General features: G+C 50.8%; 16 protein-coding genes, 1 tRNA gene and 2 pseudogenes. 6 read left to right on the forward strand and 13 right to left on the reverse strand.

Annotated features, from left to right (window positions below; all coding sequences use genetic code 11):
• Nucleotides 1-77 precede the first annotated feature (77 nt).
• The gene (gene mnmC / locus C2U43_RS18085) at nt 78-2,078 is read left to right on the forward strand and encodes a bifunctional tRNA (5-methylaminomethyl-2-thiouridine)(34)-methyltransferase MnmD/FAD-dependent 5-carboxymethylaminomethyl-2-thiouridine(34) oxidoreductase MnmC (protein ID WP_182315680.1); all 2,001 of its coding nucleotides are present in this window, start codon (nt 78-80) and stop codon (nt 2,076-2,078) included.
• A 114-nt stretch (nt 2,079-2,192) separates the two neighbouring features.
• Here mnmC and C2U43_RS18090 read toward each other — a convergent pair whose 3' ends face one another.
• From C2U43_RS18090 to prmB, 6 genes are read right to left on the reverse strand one after another with little or no spacing between them, the layout of a single operon-like run.
• Nucleotides 2,193-2,468: a YfcL family protein gene (locus C2U43_RS18090; protein ID WP_003028163.1), complete on the reverse strand. Its 276-nt coding sequence runs from the start codon at nt 2,466-2,468 to the stop codon at nt 2,193-2,195.
• 32 nt (nt 2,469-2,500) lie between these two features.
• Entirely contained in the window at nt 2,501-3,049 is a 549-nt protein-coding gene (locus C2U43_RS18095) for an elongation factor P hydroxylase (RefSeq protein ID WP_008785365.1), read from the reverse strand.
• On the reverse strand, nt 3,049-3,858 hold the full coding sequence (locus C2U43_RS18100) for a sulfite exporter TauE/SafE family protein (protein WP_003834821.1): 810 nt from the start codon (nt 3,856-3,858) through the stop codon (nt 3,049-3,051). Before C2U43_RS18100 ends, C2U43_RS18095 begins: the two co-directional genes overlap by 1 nt.
• The gene (mepA, locus tag C2U43_RS18105; RefSeq protein WP_032944099.1) at nt 3,858-4,682 is read right to left on the reverse strand and encodes a penicillin-insensitive murein endopeptidase; all 825 of its coding nucleotides are present in this window, start codon (nt 4,680-4,682) and stop codon (nt 3,858-3,860) included. The genes C2U43_RS18100 and mepA overlap by 1 nt, the downstream gene beginning before the upstream one ends.
• Nucleotides 4,683-4,685: 3 nt before the next feature.
• A complete protein-coding gene (gene aroC / locus C2U43_RS18110) occupies nt 4,686-5,771 on the reverse strand; it encodes a chorismate synthase (RefSeq protein WP_079939928.1) in 1,086 nt (361 codons plus the stop codon).
• Between the two features lie 39 nt (nt 5,772-5,810).
• The gene (gene prmB, locus C2U43_RS18115) at nt 5,811-6,743 is read right to left on the reverse strand and encodes a 50S ribosomal protein L3 N(5)-glutamine methyltransferase (RefSeq protein ID WP_103285592.1); all 933 of its coding nucleotides are present in this window, start codon (nt 6,741-6,743) and stop codon (nt 5,811-5,813) included.
• Between the two features lie 166 nt (nt 6,744-6,909).
• Between prmB and smrB the strand changes: the two genes are divergently transcribed.
• The gene (gene smrB / locus C2U43_RS18120) at nt 6,910-7,461 is read left to right on the forward strand and encodes an endonuclease SmrB (protein WP_003839296.1); all 552 of its coding nucleotides are present in this window, start codon (nt 6,910-6,912) and stop codon (nt 7,459-7,461) included.
• 80 nt (nt 7,462-7,541) lie between these two features.
• Here smrB and sixA read toward each other — a convergent pair whose 3' ends face one another.
• From sixA to C2U43_RS18140, 4 genes are all read right to left on the reverse strand, one after another.
• On the reverse strand, nt 7,542-8,027 hold the full coding sequence (gene sixA, locus C2U43_RS18125) for a phosphohistidine phosphatase SixA (RefSeq protein ID WP_003028179.1): 486 nt from the start codon (nt 8,025-8,027) through the stop codon (nt 7,542-7,544).
• Nucleotides 8,028-8,235: 208 nt separating this feature from the next.
• Nucleotides 8,236-10,383 (reverse strand): fatty acid oxidation complex subunit alpha FadJ, encoded by a 2,148-nt coding sequence (gene fadJ, locus C2U43_RS18130; RefSeq protein WP_103285593.1) that lies wholly within the window; start codon nt 10,381-10,383, stop codon nt 8,236-8,238.
• Nucleotides 10,383-11,693: an acetyl-CoA C-acyltransferase FadI gene (gene fadI, locus C2U43_RS18135; protein WP_103285594.1), complete on the reverse strand. Its 1,311-nt coding sequence runs from the start codon at nt 11,691-11,693 to the stop codon at nt 10,383-10,385. The genes fadJ and fadI overlap by 1 nt, the downstream gene beginning before the upstream one ends.
• 177 nt (nt 11,694-11,870) lie before the next feature.
• Nucleotides 11,871-12,155, reverse strand: coding sequence for a YfcZ/YiiS family protein (locus C2U43_RS18140; protein WP_003834838.1), 285 nt, complete (start codon nt 12,153-12,155; stop codon nt 11,871-11,873).
• A gap of 371 nt (nt 12,156-12,526) precedes the next feature.
• Between C2U43_RS18140 and fadL the strand changes: the two genes are divergently transcribed.
• Nucleotides 12,527-13,858 (forward strand): long-chain fatty acid transporter FadL, encoded by a 1,332-nt coding sequence (gene fadL, locus C2U43_RS18150; protein WP_020996688.1) that lies wholly within the window; start codon nt 12,527-12,529, stop codon nt 13,856-13,858.
• Between the two features lie 59 nt (nt 13,859-13,917).
• Here fadL and mlaA read toward each other — a convergent pair whose 3' ends face one another.
• The gene (gene mlaA / locus C2U43_RS18155) at nt 13,918-14,673 is read right to left on the reverse strand and encodes a phospholipid-binding lipoprotein MlaA (protein WP_003028190.1); all 756 of its coding nucleotides are present in this window, start codon (nt 14,671-14,673) and stop codon (nt 13,918-13,920) included.
• 288 nt (nt 14,674-14,961) lie between these two features.
• Here mlaA and C2U43_RS18160 point away from each other — a divergent pair, with 288 nt between their 5' ends.
• The 3 genes and pseudogenes from C2U43_RS18160 to C2U43_RS18170 all read left to right on the forward strand — a co-directional run bounded on the left by C2U43_RS18160 (nt 14,962) and on the right by C2U43_RS18170 (nt 17,386).
• Nucleotides 14,962-15,903, forward strand: a complete 942-nt coding sequence (locus tag C2U43_RS18160; RefSeq protein ID WP_103285595.1) for a formate/nitrite transporter family protein — start codon at nt 14,962-14,964, stop codon at nt 15,901-15,903.
• A 75-nt stretch (nt 15,904-15,978) separates the two neighbouring features.
• A tRNA-Arg gene (locus tag C2U43_RS18165) sits at nt 15,979-16,053 on the forward strand.
• 163 nt (nt 16,054-16,216) lie between these two features.
• Nucleotides 16,217-17,386, forward strand: a pseudogene (locus C2U43_RS18170) (tyrosine-type recombinase/integrase).
• A 62-nt stretch (nt 17,387-17,448) separates the two neighbouring features.
• Here C2U43_RS18170 and C2U43_RS18175 read toward each other — a convergent pair.
• Nucleotides 17,449-18,609, reverse strand: coding sequence for an EpsG family protein (locus C2U43_RS18175; protein WP_081364666.1), 1,161 nt, complete (start codon nt 18,607-18,609; stop codon nt 17,449-17,451).
• A 616-nt stretch (nt 18,610-19,225) separates the two neighbouring features.
• Nucleotides 19,226-19,612: pseudogene (locus C2U43_RS18180) on the reverse strand (tail protein (tape measure)); the annotation flags it as partial.
• Between the last annotated feature and the right edge of the window lie 19 nt (nt 19,613-19,631).

The following is a 19,631-nucleotide window of genomic DNA, read 5'->3' on the forward strand; positions in this document are numbered from 1 at the left end:
CCATTTAATGTGGAAATTTGCGCAGCCAGGCACTCATCGCTAAGATCGGGGCACAGCCTGCCAGACGAGTAACTTACGTGAAACAATACGCTATACAACCTGCAAACCTTGAATTCAACGCTGAGGGTACACCTGTTTCCCGAGATTTTGACGATGTCTATTTTTCTAATGATAACGGGCTGGAAGAGACACGTTACGTCTTTCTCGGCGGGAATCATCTCGCCCAGCGATTCCCTGCGCATTCACGTCCCCTCTTCGTGGTGGCAGAAAGCGGGTTTGGCACCGGACTTAACTTCCTGACGCTCTGGCAGGCATTTACCGGTTTTCGCGATACCCATCCTGAAGCTACCCTGGAAAGATTACATTTCATCAGTTTTGAAAAATATCCGCTAACGCGTGAAGATCTCACCTTAGCTCATCAGCACTGGCCAGAACTTGCCCCATGGGCCACGGCGCTGCAAGAGCAATGGCCGCTGCCGTTGGCGGGATGCCATCGCCTGCTCCTTGATGAAGGACGCGTCACGCTGGATCTGTGGTTTGGCGATATTAACGAACTGACCAGTAAGCTCGATGACTCCCTGAATCAAAAAGTGGACGCCTGGTTTCTGGACGGTTTCGCACCGGCAAAAAATCCGGATATGTGGACGCCAACGCTGTTTAACGCAATGGCCCGTCTGGCTCGTCCGGGCGGTACGCTGGCGACCTTCACCTCAGCGGGCTTTGTGCGTCGGGGGTTGCAGGAAGCCGGGTTTACGATGCAAAAATGCAAAGGCTTTGGTCGCAAACGTGAAATGCTCTGTGGCGTAATGGAACAGACGCTGACGCTCCCTTCATCGGCTCCCTGGTTTACACGTTCCGGAACAGATAAACGCGAAGCCGCCATTATTGGCGGGGGGATTGCCAGCGCATTGCTGTCGTTGGCGTTACTGCGTCGCGGTTGGCAGGTCACACTCTATTGCGCCGACGATAATCCAGCCGGGGGTGCCTCCGGCAATCGCCAGGGCGCGCTTTATCCGCTACTCAGCAAGCATGACGCGGCCATTAATCTCTTTTTCCCCACCGCGTTTACCTTCGCTCGTCGACTGTATGACGCCCTTCCGGTTGCGTTCGCGCATGACTGGTGCGGCGTGACACAACTGGCCTGGGATGAAAAAAGTCAGCAAAAAATCGACCAAATGCTGTCCCTTGAACTGCCCGATGCCCTCGCCGTCGGGGTTGATGCAGAGCAGGTTTTACAGACAACAGGCGTAGAAACCGGATGCGGCGGGATTCAGTACCCTGCCGGAGGATGGCTGTGTCCGGCACAATTAACCGCCGCCGTATTCGACTACGCCGCAACGCTGGGATTACGCACCCGGTATCAACATACGCTGGCCTCGCTGTCTCGGCAGACAGAACACTGGCAATTGACGTTTGCCAGTGGCGAAACCGCCACTCACGCTGCGGTGGTTCTGGCTAACGGGCATCGCATTAACGGCGTTGAGCAGACGCAGTCGCTACCGGTCTACTCCGTAGGCGGTCAGGTGAGTCACATTCCTACCACGCCTTCGCTTTCAGCGCTGCGTCAGGTGCTGTGCTATGACGGCTACCTCACGCCGCACAACCCGCAAAACCAGCAGCACTGCATTGGCGCCAGCTATCATCGCGGAAGTGAAGAAACGGTGTATCGCGCGGACGATCAGCAGCAAAACCGTCAGCGCTTAATAGATTGTTTCCCGAATGCCTCGTGGGCAAAAGAAGTAGACGTTAGTGGCAATGCCGCCCGTTGTGGAGTGCGCTGTGCCACGCGCGATCACATGCCAATGGTCGGCAACGTCGCGGATTATGACGCCACGCTCAGCCAGTATGCCACTCTTGCCGAAGACAAAGAGCACGCCGTAAACGCCCCGGTGTATTCCGATTTATTTATGTTAGGTGCACTGGGCTCGCGCGGGCTGTGTACTGCCCCGCTGTGTGCAGAAATTCTGGCATCGCAAATGAGCGATGAACCTATACCCATGGATGCCAGCACGCTGGCAGCGCTGAATCCGAATCGTCTGTGGGTGAGGAAGTTATTGAAGGGTAAAGCGGTGAAATAAGATACCATCTCGCCATTGCCTGATGGCGCTACGCTTATCAGGCCTACAACCCCCGTCCGCGTAGGCCGGATAAGACGCCTTCGCGTCGCCATCCGGCACAATCCACTGCTATTATTATTGCGTTGCCTTCTGGAACAGTGTGTCCCACATCTCTTTCACTAACGCCTGGTCACGCGGCGAGAGTTCGCCTGCGCTGATGGCTTTTTCCAGGCTGCTGGTCACATTGGCGTACAATGCCTCAGCGGAATGGTCCTCGCCAGCATCCAGCTCAGCCACAGCCAGCGTCAGGTGCCCACGCAAATAGCCACTGGCAAACAACTCATCATCGCTGGCGTGCTCTACCATATCGTCGATTAATGCCAGAATGCGTGATTCAAACTCCGCGATCATCTTATTTCCTCATTGTAAACGTGGCAGCGGCTTCAGTTGAGCGCTTCGGGCCACGGGAATTGTTCCGCCGTAAGTTCAGGCGTGTGATAATAATTCTGTAACGCGTTAATGAAACGCGCCGGACGTTCAGGGATCCCCTTTTCCAGGTACTCCATCACCTGAGCATGAACACGGCGCTGGAATACCACGCGATCCGGTTCAAAGTCCCCTTCCAGATTGTCGCAACTGACGTTAAACGGGTAGCCCGCCGCCATGCAAAACAACCAGTCAAACGCCTGCGGCTTCACTTCCACATCTTCAAACTGGCATTGTGTCTTCGCGTCGCGTCCGTCCGGGCAGTACCAGTAACCGAAATCGACCAGTTCACGACGGGCTTTACCGGCGATGCACCAGTGTGAAATTTCGTGTAACGCACTGGCGTAATAACCATGCGCAAAAACGATACGGTGATACGGTAATTCCGTATCCGCTGGAAGATAGATCGGTTCGTCGTCGCCTTTAATCAGACGGGTATTAAATTCATCGGCAAAGCAGCCGTTAAAAATCTCAATTAACTGTTCGTAGTGATGCGTATTATTCATTAGTTCATCCCCAGCCAGTGGAGAATCTCCTGTCCATGATTATCATAAAGTAGCTTGGCGCTCATCACGGCGGAGACAATAACGATCATTGGCCGAATGAGTTTTTGTCCTTTGCTGAGTACCAGTCGAGAGCCCATCCGTGCGCCAATAAACTGGCCAATGAGCATCACAAAACCTGTCGCCCAAATCACTTTGCCGCCGAGGGCAAACAGCAACAACCCACCGATATTCGATGTGGCATTTAATACTTTGGCGTGGGCCGTCGATTTCGCCAGGTTGTATCCGCACAGCATGACAAAGGCCAGCGCGTAGAATGACCCTGCCGCCGGACCAAAAAAGCCATCGTAAAAGCCGACGCAGCCCCCGGCCACCAGCGCGAAAGGCAAACCGTGCAGTCGGCGCTGTCGGTCCTCTTCCCCGATTTTCGGCATCAACAGAAAGTAAAGGCCAATACAGATAACCAATACTGGCAGGATCTGGCGCAGAACATCTGACTGCACGTGCTGAACCAACAGCGCGCCACTCATTGAGCCGATAAAGGTCATGAAGATGTTGAGCTTCTGATCCGCCAGATTAACCACACCCCGACGAATAAAATAGAGGGAGGAAGAGATAGATCCCCCGCAGGCTTGCAGCTTATTGGTTGCCAGCGCTTGCGCAGGTGGCATCCCGGCCGCCATCAATGCCGGGATGGTGAGTAGACCACCACCTCCGGCCAGAGAATCAATAAAACCTGCCAGCATCGCCACAAAAAAAAGCACACCTAACAGCAGTGGCGACACCATAAACAGAGAGGCAAAATGATCCATTAGAGTACATGCTCGTCCAGTAGCGCCTGGCAGGAAGGCGGCAACGGCGGCGGTGTCTTCTTCTCAGGCTTGGTGGTTCCAGGTTTTGGAGGTTCGAACCAGCTTTGCAGCTCTGCGCCACAGCCGTCACCCGGTGGCGGTAACGGTTGATCTTCGCACTCAAGGCTGTCGGCAGGGCAACGTAACCGCACGTGCATATGCGCACGATGCTGGAACCACGGCCGCACTTTACGCAACCAGTCCCTGTCGGTCCCTGCATCCAGACAAAGTTGTTGCTTAATCGCCGGATTCACGAAAATACGCGTTACTTCATTATCTTTTGCAGCCAGCCTGATCAGGCTGAAAATCTCCGGTTTCCACAGTGACGGCACAACACGTTTGCCATCCTGTGAGACCAGATCTAACGCCTGCGGCCGCAGCAGTTGCGACTGGGTCCAGCGCGTTTTCGGCAGTTGCAGGAAAATATCCACATCCAGTCCCGTCTGGTGGCTGGCGTGACCGCCATTGAATCGCCCACCGGCCGGCATACCCATATCGCCGATTAACACCGTGCCCAGTCCCTGACTATTGGCCTGATAACTCAGACGCTGGATAAACCTCACCAGATCCGGATGGCCAAAGTAACGACGCTGATCGGTGCGCATCACCTGATAGTGTTCTGACTGTACAGGCAGCGTATCTGCACCAACAATACAGCCATTGGAAAACGCGCCGATAGACTGCGCGCTGCCCGCAACCGGATGGGTAATTTTCTGCCAGGGCGTCGCCGCCAGACAGGCGGTACTGGCAAACAGAGCCAGCGCCGCAAGTGCCGTTTTTTTCATCTCTTACCAGCGTGGAATATCGGTCTTCACGTCCGCATTTTGCGCCCGCTGACGCAGCAGGTGATCCATCAATACGATCGCCAGCATCGCCTCGGCGATCGGTACGGCGCGGATCCCAACGCACGGATCGTGGCGACCTTTAGTGATCATTTCGACTTCTTCACCAAAGCGGTTAATAGTGCGCCCAGGAACGGTAATACTGGACGTCGGTTTCAGCGCCATATGAGCAATGATTTGTTGCCCGCTGCTGATCCCGCCCAGAATGCCGCCCGCATGGTTACTCTGGAAACCTTCTTTGGTGATTTCGTCACGGTTCTGGCTGCCGCGCAGCGCAACAACGTCAAATCCATCACCAATCTCAACGCCCTTAACGGCGTTAATACTCATCAGCGCATGGGCGATGTCGGCATCCAGGCGGTCGAATACAGGTTCGCCGAGACCCGCAGGTACACCGCGTGCAACAACGGTCACCTTCGCCCCGATGGAGTCACCCTCTTTCTTCAACCCGCGCATCAGTTCGTCCAGCGCGTCGAGTTTATCCGGGTCCGGACAAAAGAACGGGTTAAGTTCCACCTGGGACCAGTCTTTGATCTCCAGCGGAATATCACCCATCTGCGTCAGGCAGCCGCGAATCTCAACGCCGAATTTTTCCGCCAGATATTTTTTGGCAATCGCTCCGGCCGCCACGCGCATCGCTGTTTCACGTGCGGAAGAACGTCCGCCGCCACGGTAGTCGCGCAGGCCATATTTTTGCTCATAGGTATAGTCGGCGTGTCCTGGACGAAAAACGTCCTTAATCGCGCCGTAATCCTGTGAACGCTGATCGGTATTTTCGATCAGCAGGCCAATGCTGGTGCCTGTGGTAACGCCCTCGAACACCCCGGAGAGGATTTTCACCTGATCCGGCTCACGACGCTGCGTAGTGTAGCGCGATGTGCCCGGACGGCGTCTGTCGAGATCGTGCTGCAGGTCAGCTTCTGTCAGAGAAATGCCCGGCGGAACACCATCGACAATACAACCGAGCGCCAGCCCGTGTGATTCGCCGAAAGTGGTTACGCGAAAGAGTTGCCCAATTGTGTTTCCTGCCATCACGGCTCCGTTATGAGTGTTGTGTATGTGCGCGTGTAATTAGTCTTTATAAATGCTGAAGTGCTCACGAGCAGCAACTAACTGCTCTTTGGTCAGCATGAATACGCCGTCACCGCCGTTGTCGAACTCCAGCCAGGTGAACGGTACACCCGGATACTGCTCCATCAGATGTACCATGCTGTTTCCGACTTCACAAATCAGAATACCGTTATCTGACAGGTAGTCTGGGGCGTTCCCCAGAATGCGGCGGGTAAGTTTCAGCCCATCGGTGCCGGACGCCAGACCCAGCTCAGGTTCGTGACGATATTCGTTTGGCAGATCGGACATATCTTCCGCATCGACATACGGCGGGTTGGTCACTATCAGGTCATACTGGACTTTCAGCAGATCGCGGAACAGATCGGAACGGATCGGCGTGACGTGATGGATCAGACCGTGTTCTTCAATATTGTGCTCAGTCACTGCCAGCGCGTCAGTGGAAATATCTACTGCATCTACTTCGGCTTCCGGGAAGGCATACGCGCAGGCAATGGCAATACAGCCGCTGCCAGTACACATATCGAGGATATGCTGCGGTTGCTCATTAATAAGGCCCGCAAAGCGGTTATTGATAAGCTCGCCAATCGGTGAACGCGGAACCAGCACGCGTTCATCAACATAAAACTCATGCCCGCAGAACCAGGCTTTGTTGGTCAGATAAGCAACCGGAATGCGCTCGTTGACGCGGCGAATCACGCGTTCAACAATACGATGACGCTCGCTGGAGGTCAGACGCGCGGTACGCATATCTTCTGGAATATCCAACGGCAAATAAAGTGACGGCAGCACCAGTTGTACGGCCTCGTCCCATGGGTTATCCGTGCCATGGCCATACCAGATGTTCGCCGCGCTAAAACGGCTGACCGCCCAACGCAACATGTCCTGAATGGTATGCAGTTCACTCACTGCTTCATCGACGAAAATTTTATCCACGTATTCCTCCAGGGCATGCTCGTATTAATTTCGGCGGCTAGTTTGCCACGAAGACGGCGATAAATCAGCATTCACACGGGGCCTGAACGCGAAAATTGCGTTTTAAGCGATCGGATGCCCGCCGAGTCGGGTTAAACTAACGGAAAATAAAAGTTGAGACTCTCGAATGAAAAAGAAAACATCGCTCAGCGAGGAGGATCAGACGCTGTTTCGCCAGCTGATGACCGGCACGCGTAAAATTAAACAGGACACCATCGTTCACCGACCTCCACGTAAAAAAATTGCCGAGGTTCCGGTTAAAAGACTGCTACAGGAGCAGGCTGATGCCAGCCACTATTTCTCGGATGAGTTTCAGCCGCTGCTGAATACGGACGGTCCAGTAAGATACCTGCGCGCCGACGTCAGCCATTTCGAACTGAAGAAAATGCGCCGTGGCGATTACTCTCCGGAGCTGTTTCTCGATCTGCATGGGCTGACCCAGCAACAGGCCAAACAAGAGTTAGGCGCGCTGATTGCCGCCTGTCGTCGCGAACATGTGTTTTGTGCCTGCGTGATGCATGGCCACGGAAAGCATATTCTTAAGCAGCAAACGCCGCTCTGGCTGGCGCAGCATCCGCACGTGATGGCGTTTCATCAGGCGCCGAAAGAGTACGGTGGTGACGCCGCGCTGCTGGTGCTGATCGAAGTGGAAGAGTGGCTACCGCCTGAACTTCCGTGATGCAGAAAAACAGAAAGAGCCGCATTTGCGGCTCTTTGATTTTTCGGATGACGGCTGCACCTTATCCGATTCCAGACTTTTTAAATCGCTTTTGCCATTTTCAGGTTACACGGGCTCATCTGCCAGTTAAAAGTCCCCTTCCCGCTCTCATCAAGCGTAACGCTGGCAATCGCTGATGTGGTAAACATCGGCGGTGTTTCGCCCGGGCAAAGCTCAGACACCAGATATCCCACTAAAGGCAAGTGAGAGATAACCAGTGCCGTGGCGATACCTTCATTGGCCAGAGCCTGTAAATAGGCGCTGACCAGACCGACATCGCCGCAGGGAGTCAGCTCCGGCAAAACATCAACACCGGTTGGCAGGTTCATACACTCCCCCACCACATCCAGCGTTTGTTCGGCTCGTAGGAACGGGCTCACCAGAACACGTTCGATATCCACTTTTTGACCTTTCAGCCAGTTCGCCATCAGGCGAGATTCGTCACAACCACAGGAGGTTAAGGGACGAACCGAATCACTGGCGGCATCGAGGGCCGCGTCGCCGTGACGCATGATAAAAACTTGCATATTGCACCGCTTTTGTTAACCAGAATCACCACTACCTTTATTCACAGCCCCTATTGGCTGTGGTAACGATATGGTGGCCGGCATTGTGCCTTATCCATTCACCGAATGAAACGCTGTTTTTTACCTCAACGGCGTAAGTATAGTCAATCTCTGTTTACATTTTGAGCGCGACCCATACATTCAGTGCGGATTCATCCTACCTTTGACCTCATGAATTCAGGTCAGTTTCCCCAATATTCCAGAATCTTTCACTGCGTTCCGCCATCTGCAATAACTGCTCACACGGTGTAAACCGCGAGCCGTACTGCGTGGTCAGCCGTTGCAGAACCGCAACCACTTCACCCGCGCCGAGAGAATCCATATACCTGAACGGGCCGCCGAGGAATGGCGGAAAACCAATACCAAATACAGCGCCGATGTCGCCATCACGTGCGCTGCGGACTATCTTCTCGTCGAAACAACGGGCTGCTTCATTGAGCATTAACATAACGCACCGCTCTGCTATCTGCGCAGCGGTAAGTCGGCCCTGACCCTGGACGCCAATAAGCGTATAAATTGCAGGGTCGACCTGTTTTTTGCTTTTACGCCCTTTCGCACCATAAAGATAGAAACCCCGACCATTTTTTCTACCTTTGCGATCGTCATTCAAAATTGAAGCAACAACATTTGCAGGCGCGCTAAAACGTTCTCCATATGCAGCCTCAAGCACTGGTATAATTTTAGTGCCCGTATCAATTCCGACCTCATCCAAAAGTTGGATTGGCCCAACTGGAAAACCAAACTTAACCAGCGCGGCGTCTATGGTTTCGACCCGCTCGCCTTCGGTCAACATGCGAATCGCTTCGTTAATATAAGGCGCTAAAATGCGGTTAACGTAAAAGCCGGCCTTATCTCTGACCACTATCGGCGTTTTACCCTGTTTTTTCGCTAACTTAACGGTAGTTGCAATCGTCTGCTCAGAGGTCGTGGCATGCGGGATCACTTCGACCAACGGCATTTTTTCCACCGGACTAAAAAAGTGTAAACCAATCACTTGTTCGGGCCTTGCAGCGTTCGCAGCAATATCGCCAATGGGCAAAGATGAGGTGTTAGAAGCAAAAATGGTATGAGGTGCGCAATTTTGCTCAACTTCTGTCACCATCCGTTGTTTTAGCGACAGATCTTCAAACACGGCTTCAATAATTAGATCGCGATGCGCAAAGCCACGGTAGTCGATTGATCCCGAAATCAGCGCCAGTTGTTTATCGCGTTCGCTGGCTTTGATATGACGGCGGCGAACCTTCGTTTCAAGCTGATCCCAGCTGTACTTCAGCGCGTGGTTGATTCCCTTAGCGTTTATATCTTTGATGCGCACAGGCAAGCCGCCTTTACAGGCCGTCACGTAGGCAATACCGCCGCCCATCAGACCGCCGCCCAAAATACCTACGCTGTTTAGCGGGCCAGGTTTCGCATCACTTCCGGGATCTTTTTTCACATCGGTGTTGGCAAAAAAGATGTGCCGTAGCGCCTGAGACTGGGATGTCATCGCCAGTTCACCAAACGCACGTGCCTCAGCGTCGTAACCGCTACTGCTGCCTTGCGCTAGCCCGGTTTCTATAACCTCAAGGATACGTTCTGTTGCAGGGTAGTTACCTTGCGTTTTTTGCGCCGTCTTTTTACTGGCCATGCGGAACAACAGCGCCCGCCCCAGCGGCCCCGCCAGCACTCGCTCTCTCACGGGCAGTGTTCGATGCGCAGAACTGTCCTTTTTAGCCAGTTCAACGGCTGCTTCCAGCAAAATGGAATGCGGTACAACTTCATCCACTAAACCAACTTTCAGCGCCTGTTTTGCGCGTAATTGTTTTCCGGTGAGGATCATATCCAGTGCGGTACTTACGCCAATCAAGCGCGGCAGCCGCTGCGTACCACCGGAGCCGGGCAACAAGCCAAGTTGTACTTCCGGTAAACCCAGAACGGTTTTAACATCATCGGTACAAATACGGTTGTGGCACGCCAGCGCCATCTCCAGGCCACCGCCGAGGCATGCGCCATGAATCGCGGCGATAACCGGGATCGGCAAGGCATTAATTTCCGCCATCATCTGCTGCCCCTGACGGGCCAGCGTTTCGGCTTCCTGCGCGCTGCGACAGCTACCAATCATGTTGATATCTGCCCCGGCAATGAAGTTATCGGGTTTAGCCGAAATAAACACCACACCACGCAATGCTTTGTTATCGCGGATTTGTTTCAGAATGGCCCGAACCTGAGAAGCAAACTCCGCTTTCAGGGTGTTCATTTTCTCTCCGGGCACATCAATGGTGACAACAGCAACGTTATCCAGACGTACGTTTAGTGTAAAAGCCGATGCCATTTCCATTATTCCGCCTCCAGAACCATGGCTGCACCCAAACCACCAGCTGCACAGGCGGTCACTAAACCAAAACCACCGCCACGACGTCGTAACTCATGGAGGGTTTGGGTAATCATGCGCGCACCGGTAGCGGCGAAGGGGTGTCCATAGGCAATCGATCCACCCAGCACGTTAAATTTACTGTCATCAACTTCGCCAGTGGCATGTGCTCTGCCCAGCACGTCGCGGGCAAAACGTTCGCTACCCAACAACTGAAGATTCGCCAGCGTTTGTGCGGCAAAAGCTTCATGCATGTCGATCAGCGTTAAATCTGCCATCGTCAGACCCGCTCTCTCCAGGGCTAGCGGCGTTGACCACGCTGGTCCCAGCAACATGTCCTGCCAGACATCGATGGCGGTAAAAGCAAAACTACGCAGGTACCCCAGCGGCACCAGCCCCAACTCTTTCGCACGCGACTCCGTCATCATGATCACGGCGGCTGCGCCGTCCGTTAGCGGGGTACTGTTTGCTGCGGTGACAGTGCCGTGCTTGCGGTCAAACGCCGGACGTAGTTTGGCGTAATCGGCCAACGTAGAGTTACCGCGAATATTGTTATCTTCTGAAAAAGGATCTTTAAACGGTGGCGCGTAGGTAGTCATTACCTCATCTGCCAGCTTTCCTTCAGCCCACGCCTGAGCGGCACGCTGATGAGAGCGGTGCGCCAGAGCGTCCTGCTGTTCTCGGGTAATACCATAGTTTTTGGCCATTTGCTCAGCCGTATCCCCCATACGCAAACCGGTGGAATACTCAGCGACGGCTGGCGGCACAGGCATCAGGTCACGTAAACGCAGTCGGGAAAAGAGTTTAAGGCGTTGACCGGTAGTCCGGGCCTTATTGACATCCACCAGCACCCGCGCCAGCTTTTTACTAACGCCAATAGGCAAGACTGACGAGGAGTCCGCACCACCCGCAATTCCCGCACGAATAGACCCCGCCATCAGGCTTTCCGCGACATTCGCCACTGCCTGAAAACTGGTCGCGCAGGCTCGGCTTACGCTATAGGCATCCGTATGCACATTCATGCCGGTTCCCAGCACGATTTCACGAGCAATATTTGGCGCTTCAGGCATTTGCACCACCTGACCAAAAACCAGTTGCTCAATCACATCAGCAGGTATTTCGCTGCGCGCCAGCAGCTCACCGACGACCATTTTTCCTAAATCAACGGCGGGAATGCCATGAAACGCGGTAGCCTGACGAGCAAATGGCGTACGCAACCCACTTACAATGGCAATACGGTCGCCCTGGCGGGTAACCAGCGGTAAAGCCTGACTCATAACACTCCCCTGTAAAAAAATAAAATAAGTGGTCTGACCTGATCATAGTCTTAACCAATTTTTTACATTTAGCCAAGCGGAGAGAAAAGAAAGTGGGAGCTAAGACACAGTGAATAATCACTGACAGTTACGAAAAAGCCCTTGCTATCAGATAGCAAGGGCTTTTGCAGAGGGGGATTAACGCAGGCCCAGCTGGAAGATCAGCGTTTCAGCTTCACAGGCAAAAACAAAGTCGATATCCAGACGCACACCTTCTGACTCTTCAGTAAAGGTCGAGGTGATTTGGCAAGGCTCAGATTCCACGCCACGCGCCTTTTCGGTCAGAGCAGCCAGCGTTTCTTCTGCCTCTGCGCGGTTCGCGAACACACGGCTGTAGGACGCGGTGCAATCGGAGTTGTCCATGATGGTGCCAACATCCATACAGCAGCAAACCGGGGTTTCATCAGCACTGCATTTACTCATTGTAGATTTCCTCTGTATTCGCACCTGAGGTGCCAGATAAACGATAGGGATATTTTACGCTCCCATTATTCGCCTCTCCAGTCGTTAATTGTATGAAATGCGATAAGTGACCGAAATCACACTTAAAAATGATCTAAAACAAAAATCGCCCAAACAGGTGAGTGCGCACCCCCGCAATTTTGCCAGCTGGATCGCGTTTCTCTGATCAAATTTGAAAATATTTATAAACATACTTGCAACATTCCAGCTGGTCCGACCTATACTCACGCCACTGGTCTGATTTCTAAGTCGTACCTCAGACCCTACACTTCGCGCTCCTGTTACGGCATGTAACATTGTTTGTATAAAAATAAATCTATGAGGTTATGGTCATGAGCCAGAAAACCCTGTTTACAAAGTCTGCTCTCGCAGTCGCAGTGGCAATTATCTCCACACAGGCTTGGTCTGCAGGCTTTCAGTTAAACGAATTTTCTTCCTCTGGCCTTGGCCGGGCATATTCGGGTGAAGGCGCAATTGCAGATGATGCAGGTAACGCCAGTCGTAACCCGGCATTGATTATGATGTTCGATCGCCCTACTTTCTCAGCAGGTGCAATTTTCGTTGACCCAGATGTAGATATTTCCGGTCGCTCGCGTATTGGCAATGACGCCAGCCAGGATAATATCGCCCCAACAGCCTGGATACCGAACGTGCATTTTGTTGCTCCGATTAACGATCAGTTTGGTTGGGGGGCCTCAGTCACCTCTAACTACGGCCTGGCTACGGAGTTTAACAATAATTACACAGCAGGCTCGATGGGCGGAAAAACCGATCTGGAAACGCTCAATCTAAACCTGAGCGGTGCTTATCGCCTGAACAATCATTTTAGCTTCGGTCTCGGTTTAAACGCCGTCTATGCAAAAGCGAAGCTTGAACGCTATGCTGGCGATTTACCACAGCAGATCGTTGCAGGCTCCGGGGGCAGAATTCCTCCATCACTGGCCGCGCAATATCCGGCAGATACACAGATTGCGCGCCTGAAAGGTGACGAGTGGGGCTTCGGTTGGAATGCTGGCCTTCTTTATGAAGTAGATAAAGATAACCGCTACGGTTTCACCTACCGTTCTGAAGTAAAAATTGACTTCAACGGTGATTACCGCAGCAATCTGCCATCAATGGACCGTATTCCTGCGCAGTTGCGTCCGGTGTTCGCCAGCCTGCCAGCAGGAACCAACGGCAGTACGATCGATGGTTCACTTGATCTGAACCTGCCAGAAATGTGGGAGTTTTCAGGCTATAACCGCGTTGCACCACAGTGGGCGGTTCACTACAGTATGGCTTATACCAGCTGGAGTCAGTTCCAGGAGCTGAAAGCAAAAGGCAACAACGGCCAAACCTTGTTCTATAAAGAAGAAGGCTTCAAAGACTCTTATCGCATCGCGCTCGGTACTACCTATTACTATGATGATACCTGGACGTTCCGTACCGGTATCGCCTTTGATGATAGCCCGGTTCCGGCAAACCGTCGTTCCATCTCTATTCCGGATCAGGACCGCTTCTGGCTGAGTGCGGGTACAACCTACGCCTTTAATAAGGATGCATCGTTGGATGTTGGCATCTCTTATATGCACGGTCAGAAAGTGAAATTCGAAGAAGGCCCATACTCCTTTGAATCTGAAGGGAAAGCCTGGTTGTACGGTATGAACTTGAACTACGCATTCTGATTTTCTTCAGACGTAAAAAAGGTGAGCTTTTTAGCTCACCTTTTTATTTGCCCAATTCCTTACTCAGAATCGATCTCTTTTAAATCATCCTGAATATCTTTCGCGTTCGGGTTTTCTTCTGGTTTGAGTTTCCCGCCGTTCGCAATAAAGTCATGACGCTGGAAGTAAGCTTCACGCACCATGATGTAAGGATCGGAAGACTGACGCAGCAGACCGTCAGAGTCGAGCAATTGCGCGCGAGTTTCAATCCCTTCAACCGTCCATTTGCCTATCGACAACGGCCAGGTCAGCCAGGACAGTACCGGATACAGCGTATCGACCATATCGCCGCCGTCATCACGCAGCGTGAAACTACCGTAGAACGGAAGCTGCATATACGGCCCGTAACCAACATCATAGTGGCCTAACGTACTGCCAAAGCGGTGTGGTTCAACGCGCTGCAACTTCGGATTAGCCATACCTGCCACATCGATAAAGCCGCCCATACCTAACAGGGTATTCAGGAAGAAACGGGTAAAGTGCACCATCCCCTGATAAGGATCGCCTTGCAGGAAATAGTTGACCATGACGGCCGGCTCTTCAAGGTTCCCCGTAAAGTTGCTTAAACCATTCCGCGCCGGCTGCGGAACATAGTCACGCCAGGCAACAGCTACGGGTCTTACAACGTATGGATCTAAAACATTAAAGTTGAAGTTGTACATGGTGCGGTTGAACCCTTCAAATGGGTCCGAACGCCCCTGCTGTTCTGTACCGGAGCTCGCACACCCCACCAAAAGTGTGGTTCCCAGCGCAAGCGCCGACAGGCGAAGCTTCATAAGTGTCTCCCTGTGTTTTATGGCTATCGCTGATTGCCATCCATGACGGAACGATGACGTATCCGCCTGTTTAGATGTGAGCGATTGTAACAGCACGTCAAATGATGTCTATATACCCTGTCTTACTGATTTGATCATAGCCTGGTAATGCGCACTCCGCGGCGGTTCTATTCTAACTAACCCGATAAAAACAAACGTTACTATTTTTGCTATCTCAGACTTTCTCCCGCTGATTTTCAGACAAAAGCCGCTACGCTTTAGCAATACGTGCTTATTCAGGATTCGGCCATGAATGACATCAAGAAAGATAAGATTGATCGACACAGCGACGAACTCGAGGTGGAAAGCGATGAAAAGCTAACAGGAAAAAAGATAGAGCTTGATGAGGACAGACTCCCCTCCCGCGCCATGGCAATCCATGAACATATTCGCCAGGATGGGGAGAAAGAGATGGAGCGTGACGCGATGGCGCTACTGTGGTCAGCCATCGCAGCAGGACTGTCGATGGGCGCCTCGCTACTGGCAAAAGGGATTTTTCACGTACAGCTGGAAGGCGTGCCAGGGGGATTTTTACTCGAGAACCTCGGTTATACCTTCGGCTTTATTATTGTCATTATGGCCCGCCAGCAACTCTTTACCGAAAATACCGTCACCGCTGTACTGCCGGTGATGCAAAACCCTACCCTCGGCAATTTTGGCCTGTTGATGCGCCTGTGGAGCGTGGTTCTGCTGGGTAATATTATTGGCACCGGGGTTGCCGCATGGGCGTTTGAACATATGCCGATTTTTGATGAAGAGACCCGCGATGCCTTCGTGAAAATTGGTATGGATGTGATGAAAAACACTCCTGTGGAGATGTTTTCCAACGCCATTATTTCTGGCTGGTTAATTGCCACGATGGTGTGGATGTTCCCCGCCGCCGGAGCGGCAAAAATTGTGGTCATTATTCTGATGACCTGGCTGATTGCCCTCGGTGATACCACACATATCGTCGTCGGCTCGGTGGAAATTCTCTATTTGGTCTTTAATGGCACGCTGCACTGGAGTGATTTTTTCTGGCCCTTTGCGCTACCAACGCTCGCCGGGAATATCTGTGGAGGAACGTTTATTTTCGCGCTGATGAGCCATGCGCAGATCCGCAATGATATGAGCAACAAACGCAAGGAAGAAGCCCGGATGCAAGCAAAGCGTGATGAGCAAACGCAGAAAAACCAGAAAAAACAGGCCTGAATGGTGACTGTTTGAGCAGTCGGGCGACCTGAGACTTACCGTTGTGAGTAAAAAACGCTATACTCGTGCCGCTTCGTCCCCTTAGTTAAATGGATATAACGAGCCCCTCCTAAGGGCTAGTTGCAGGTTCGATTCCTGCAGGGGACACCATTTCTTCGTTACCCGCCATTTCCTCTCATTACCAAAATCCCTGATATCACTGCCATACAAACATTTCGACGTTACCACACATTACTCAACATGAATTAACTACGCCAAACTTTTGCGGGCATATTGTGGGCATACAGAAAAATGACCATGGATTTATGCCCGCATGCTTACGGTAAAGCAAATCGACGCAGCAAAGCCTGCGGAAAAATCATATCGCCTGGCAGATGCCGGAGGACTATTCCTGTTCGTTCCCCCGTCAGGTAAAAAGGTGTGGCGCATGCGTTACCGGTTCGACGGTAAGGAAAAAACGCTGGTTATTGGGCCATACCCGCAAATACCTCTCACAGAGGCCAGGTCAAAACAGTCAGAAGCAAAAATGAAGTTGCTGGTAGGTGTTGACCCGGCAGAACAAAAGCAAGCTATAAAGAAGAAAGAGAAAGAAGCTGTAACTGATTCGTTCGATGACATTTTCCATGAATGGCATGCTCACAAATCAAAGGTATGGTCGAAAGGATATGCTGACGAGATGATGAGCATGTTCACAGATGACATACTGCCGATCATCGGTTATTTACACATGGAGGAAGTCGAGCCAATGACTTTGTTGAAGGTCATCCGGCTGTTCGAGGACAGGGGCGCAATGGAGCGTGCTGATAAAGCCAGGCGCAGATGTGGTGAGGTTTTCAGTTATGCGATCGTAACTGGAAGAGCTAAATACAATCCGTCTCCAGACCTTGCTGGGGCTATGAAGGGATATCGCAAGAACAACTACCCCTTTCTTCCCATGCATCGCATACATGAATTCCAGCGATCCCTGAATGCTTATGGCGGCTGGATTGTAATGAAGATAGCAGCACAGGTATTGCACTATACAGCCATGCGGACCGTGGAAATGAGATCGCTGGCATGGTCAGGAATAGATTATGAGAACAAGATAATCCATATCGATCCATCGGTAATGAAAGGTCGCAGGCTTCACATCATCCCTATGTCAGATCAGGTTGTTGAGCTATTCAAAGTATTGCAGCATATAACTGGTCAGTATTCGCTTTGCTTCCCGGGAAGAAACGACAGGAAGAAGCCAATCAGCGAAAACGCTGTTCTTGGGGTTATTCGCAGCATTGGCTATGAAGGACAAACAAGCGGCCACGGATTCAGGCACCAGTTCAGCACCGTACTAAACGAGAAGCACTGAAATAGTGACGCAATAGAAATGCAGTTGGCACACGCAAGTGGTGGGACCCGCTCTGTGAATAACCACGCTGAATATCTGGATACGCGATGTGAAATGATGCAGTGGTGGGCTGACTGGCTTGATGAGAAGGTATCATAGGGAAGTGACACAAAGCCTTGCAAACCGATGCAAAGCTTTGTGTGTCCCGTTTTTGTCTCAACTCACTTACCGTTATTTTCTTCGAAAAGTTGATAGTACAGATGAGCTCGTTTTTCACCATCGCCTTTTTCTGAAAACATATCTGATACAATATAATTCTGGTATGGAACAAACGGTATCGATGCATCAGTAGACATCAACTTGTAAACGGATAGCATGCTTAGAGTTACCACAGAAAAATAAACTATAATTCTGTTTCTAATAATTAAATTTTTTAGTATTTTGTACACCAGCACTGCCTGAATAAAGCCGGTTATGTATAATATCCTGTTCCATATTAGAGCGAAGTCAAAAAGCAACGTCTGCGTTGCTATAAGCACAAAAAGCGCTGATAAAAATATATTACCAGATAAATCATTCCTGTTTACAACCTTGCGAGAGTAAAAGAATAAAACACAGTTTGTAAAAGCAAAAAGAATTGCGCCAAATGACTTTTCGGATGCACCAAATGTTACATATATTGATAATTTATTAGATATAAAAGGTATACCTAGAGATGATATAAAATTTACAGCAAACTGACCAATTCCTGCAGGTGAAATAAGATAGAAAGCAAAAAATGCTGGAACAAAAACTGAAGATCGTTTTATTAAGTAAGAGAATACTCTATTAAAGTAAATAAATGAATACATTATAGCAGAGTATTGAAATAGAACGGCAACCATCATAAACATGAATGACGATTTATTCTTATCATCAATCCGTTTCATAATGGCAATCATTGTCATTGATACTGCCAGTGACTGCCTTATGGTTCCCATCCACATTGGAAGGAGTGCCCAGCAAAAAACGAATGCAAAGCAAAACGTTGTGCTTGCGTTGAAATATCTAAAAAACTTGAATGCACATATTATGTTTATAGTTGCAATAACAAATAGAAGCAACTGGAAATCACCAGCACGAGATATAATATAGTTTAGAAGATAATAAAATGGCTCCATGCTAACTGTTTCTCCAGTTAGCGCCATAAAATCACTTGCCTTTACAGCATTAAAATACTGCTGGTATACCATCCAGTCAAATCCAGTCTCATACCTGAATGCAAAGAATATAAATATTATTACTGTAGAAAATAGTAAGCCAACCCCAGATTCAATCCCTCCAATAACTCTTGGCGTTGATAAAATCCACAGAACCAATGCAGTTAGTAAGTAAAATCCCATAATGTGAGCCCTAAATTTTATAGGACTCACATTTTACTTGAATAATATTGTTTTGCAACGCGAGGTGCTACTCTGGATAGGCTGCCAGGTACTGGGTTGCCGCATCACATGATAGCGTACTTCCTGGTTTAAAAGACAGCGCGGTGGTTGTAATTCCACTAAGTGGGTTACCATTTACTGAAATTCCTGATGACGATACAGAAACCAATAACTTGAATGGATATTTATTCAGAATGCTAGTTCCAGGTGCCTCTATCGCCACAGGCATAGAGTGTCCAACTGGCCTCGGTTGTGAACAATCATCCTGTTCTTTGATGCAGCAGAGTTAGCAGCAATGGAGAATGATGCTGATGCCCCAGTTACGTCCTGGCAATCTATGTGATAGAAATCACAATCAGCACCGATGTTAATCCCCACAGCCGCTTGTGGCTGCATTCCCTCACCAGGGTAACTCCTGTTATATGATCCACCTATAATCCTGAAACCCTAGACCTACCACTAAACGAAGCACACGATCCTCCAGCATTCTTGTGATTAAAACCTATAGCATCAACTTCATTGAAAACGATATTTCATGCATTTTGTGCAGCGTAGAAAATGGCCCCAAGACCAAAATCACCCACTCAACGTCCATCTGGACGAAAGTATTGATGAGGCTGTTCAGGACAGTATTGTCGATCGATAGCAGAGCATCAGAAGCTGACATGCTCCTAGTAATGATGCCGGTTAAGGCATTGGACGCATTACCGGCCAGTGCATCAAATGACGCCGCCAGCGCTTCATTGCCTGCGCTCTGGTTGCGAAAGATCTCCCACTGGGCAGCGATGCGCGCCTGCTCGTATTCCTTGTCAGCGCTAGCACGTAACATAAGTGCGTTCTGATGAGTGATAAGCCCCTGCTGCTCGAATGCCTGAATAAGCGCGAGTTTTCTGGCATTCTCGTTCGCCAGTTGCTGAACAGGGTCTACGCTACCGAACGCATCTTGCTGTGGAGTTACCGCCTGCAGGGACACCATAAATTCT

This window comes from Citrobacter freundii complex sp. CFNIH9 (assembly GCF_002903305.1).
Classification (GTDB): Bacteria; Pseudomonadota; Gammaproteobacteria; order Enterobacterales; family Enterobacteriaceae; genus Citrobacter; species Citrobacter portucalensis.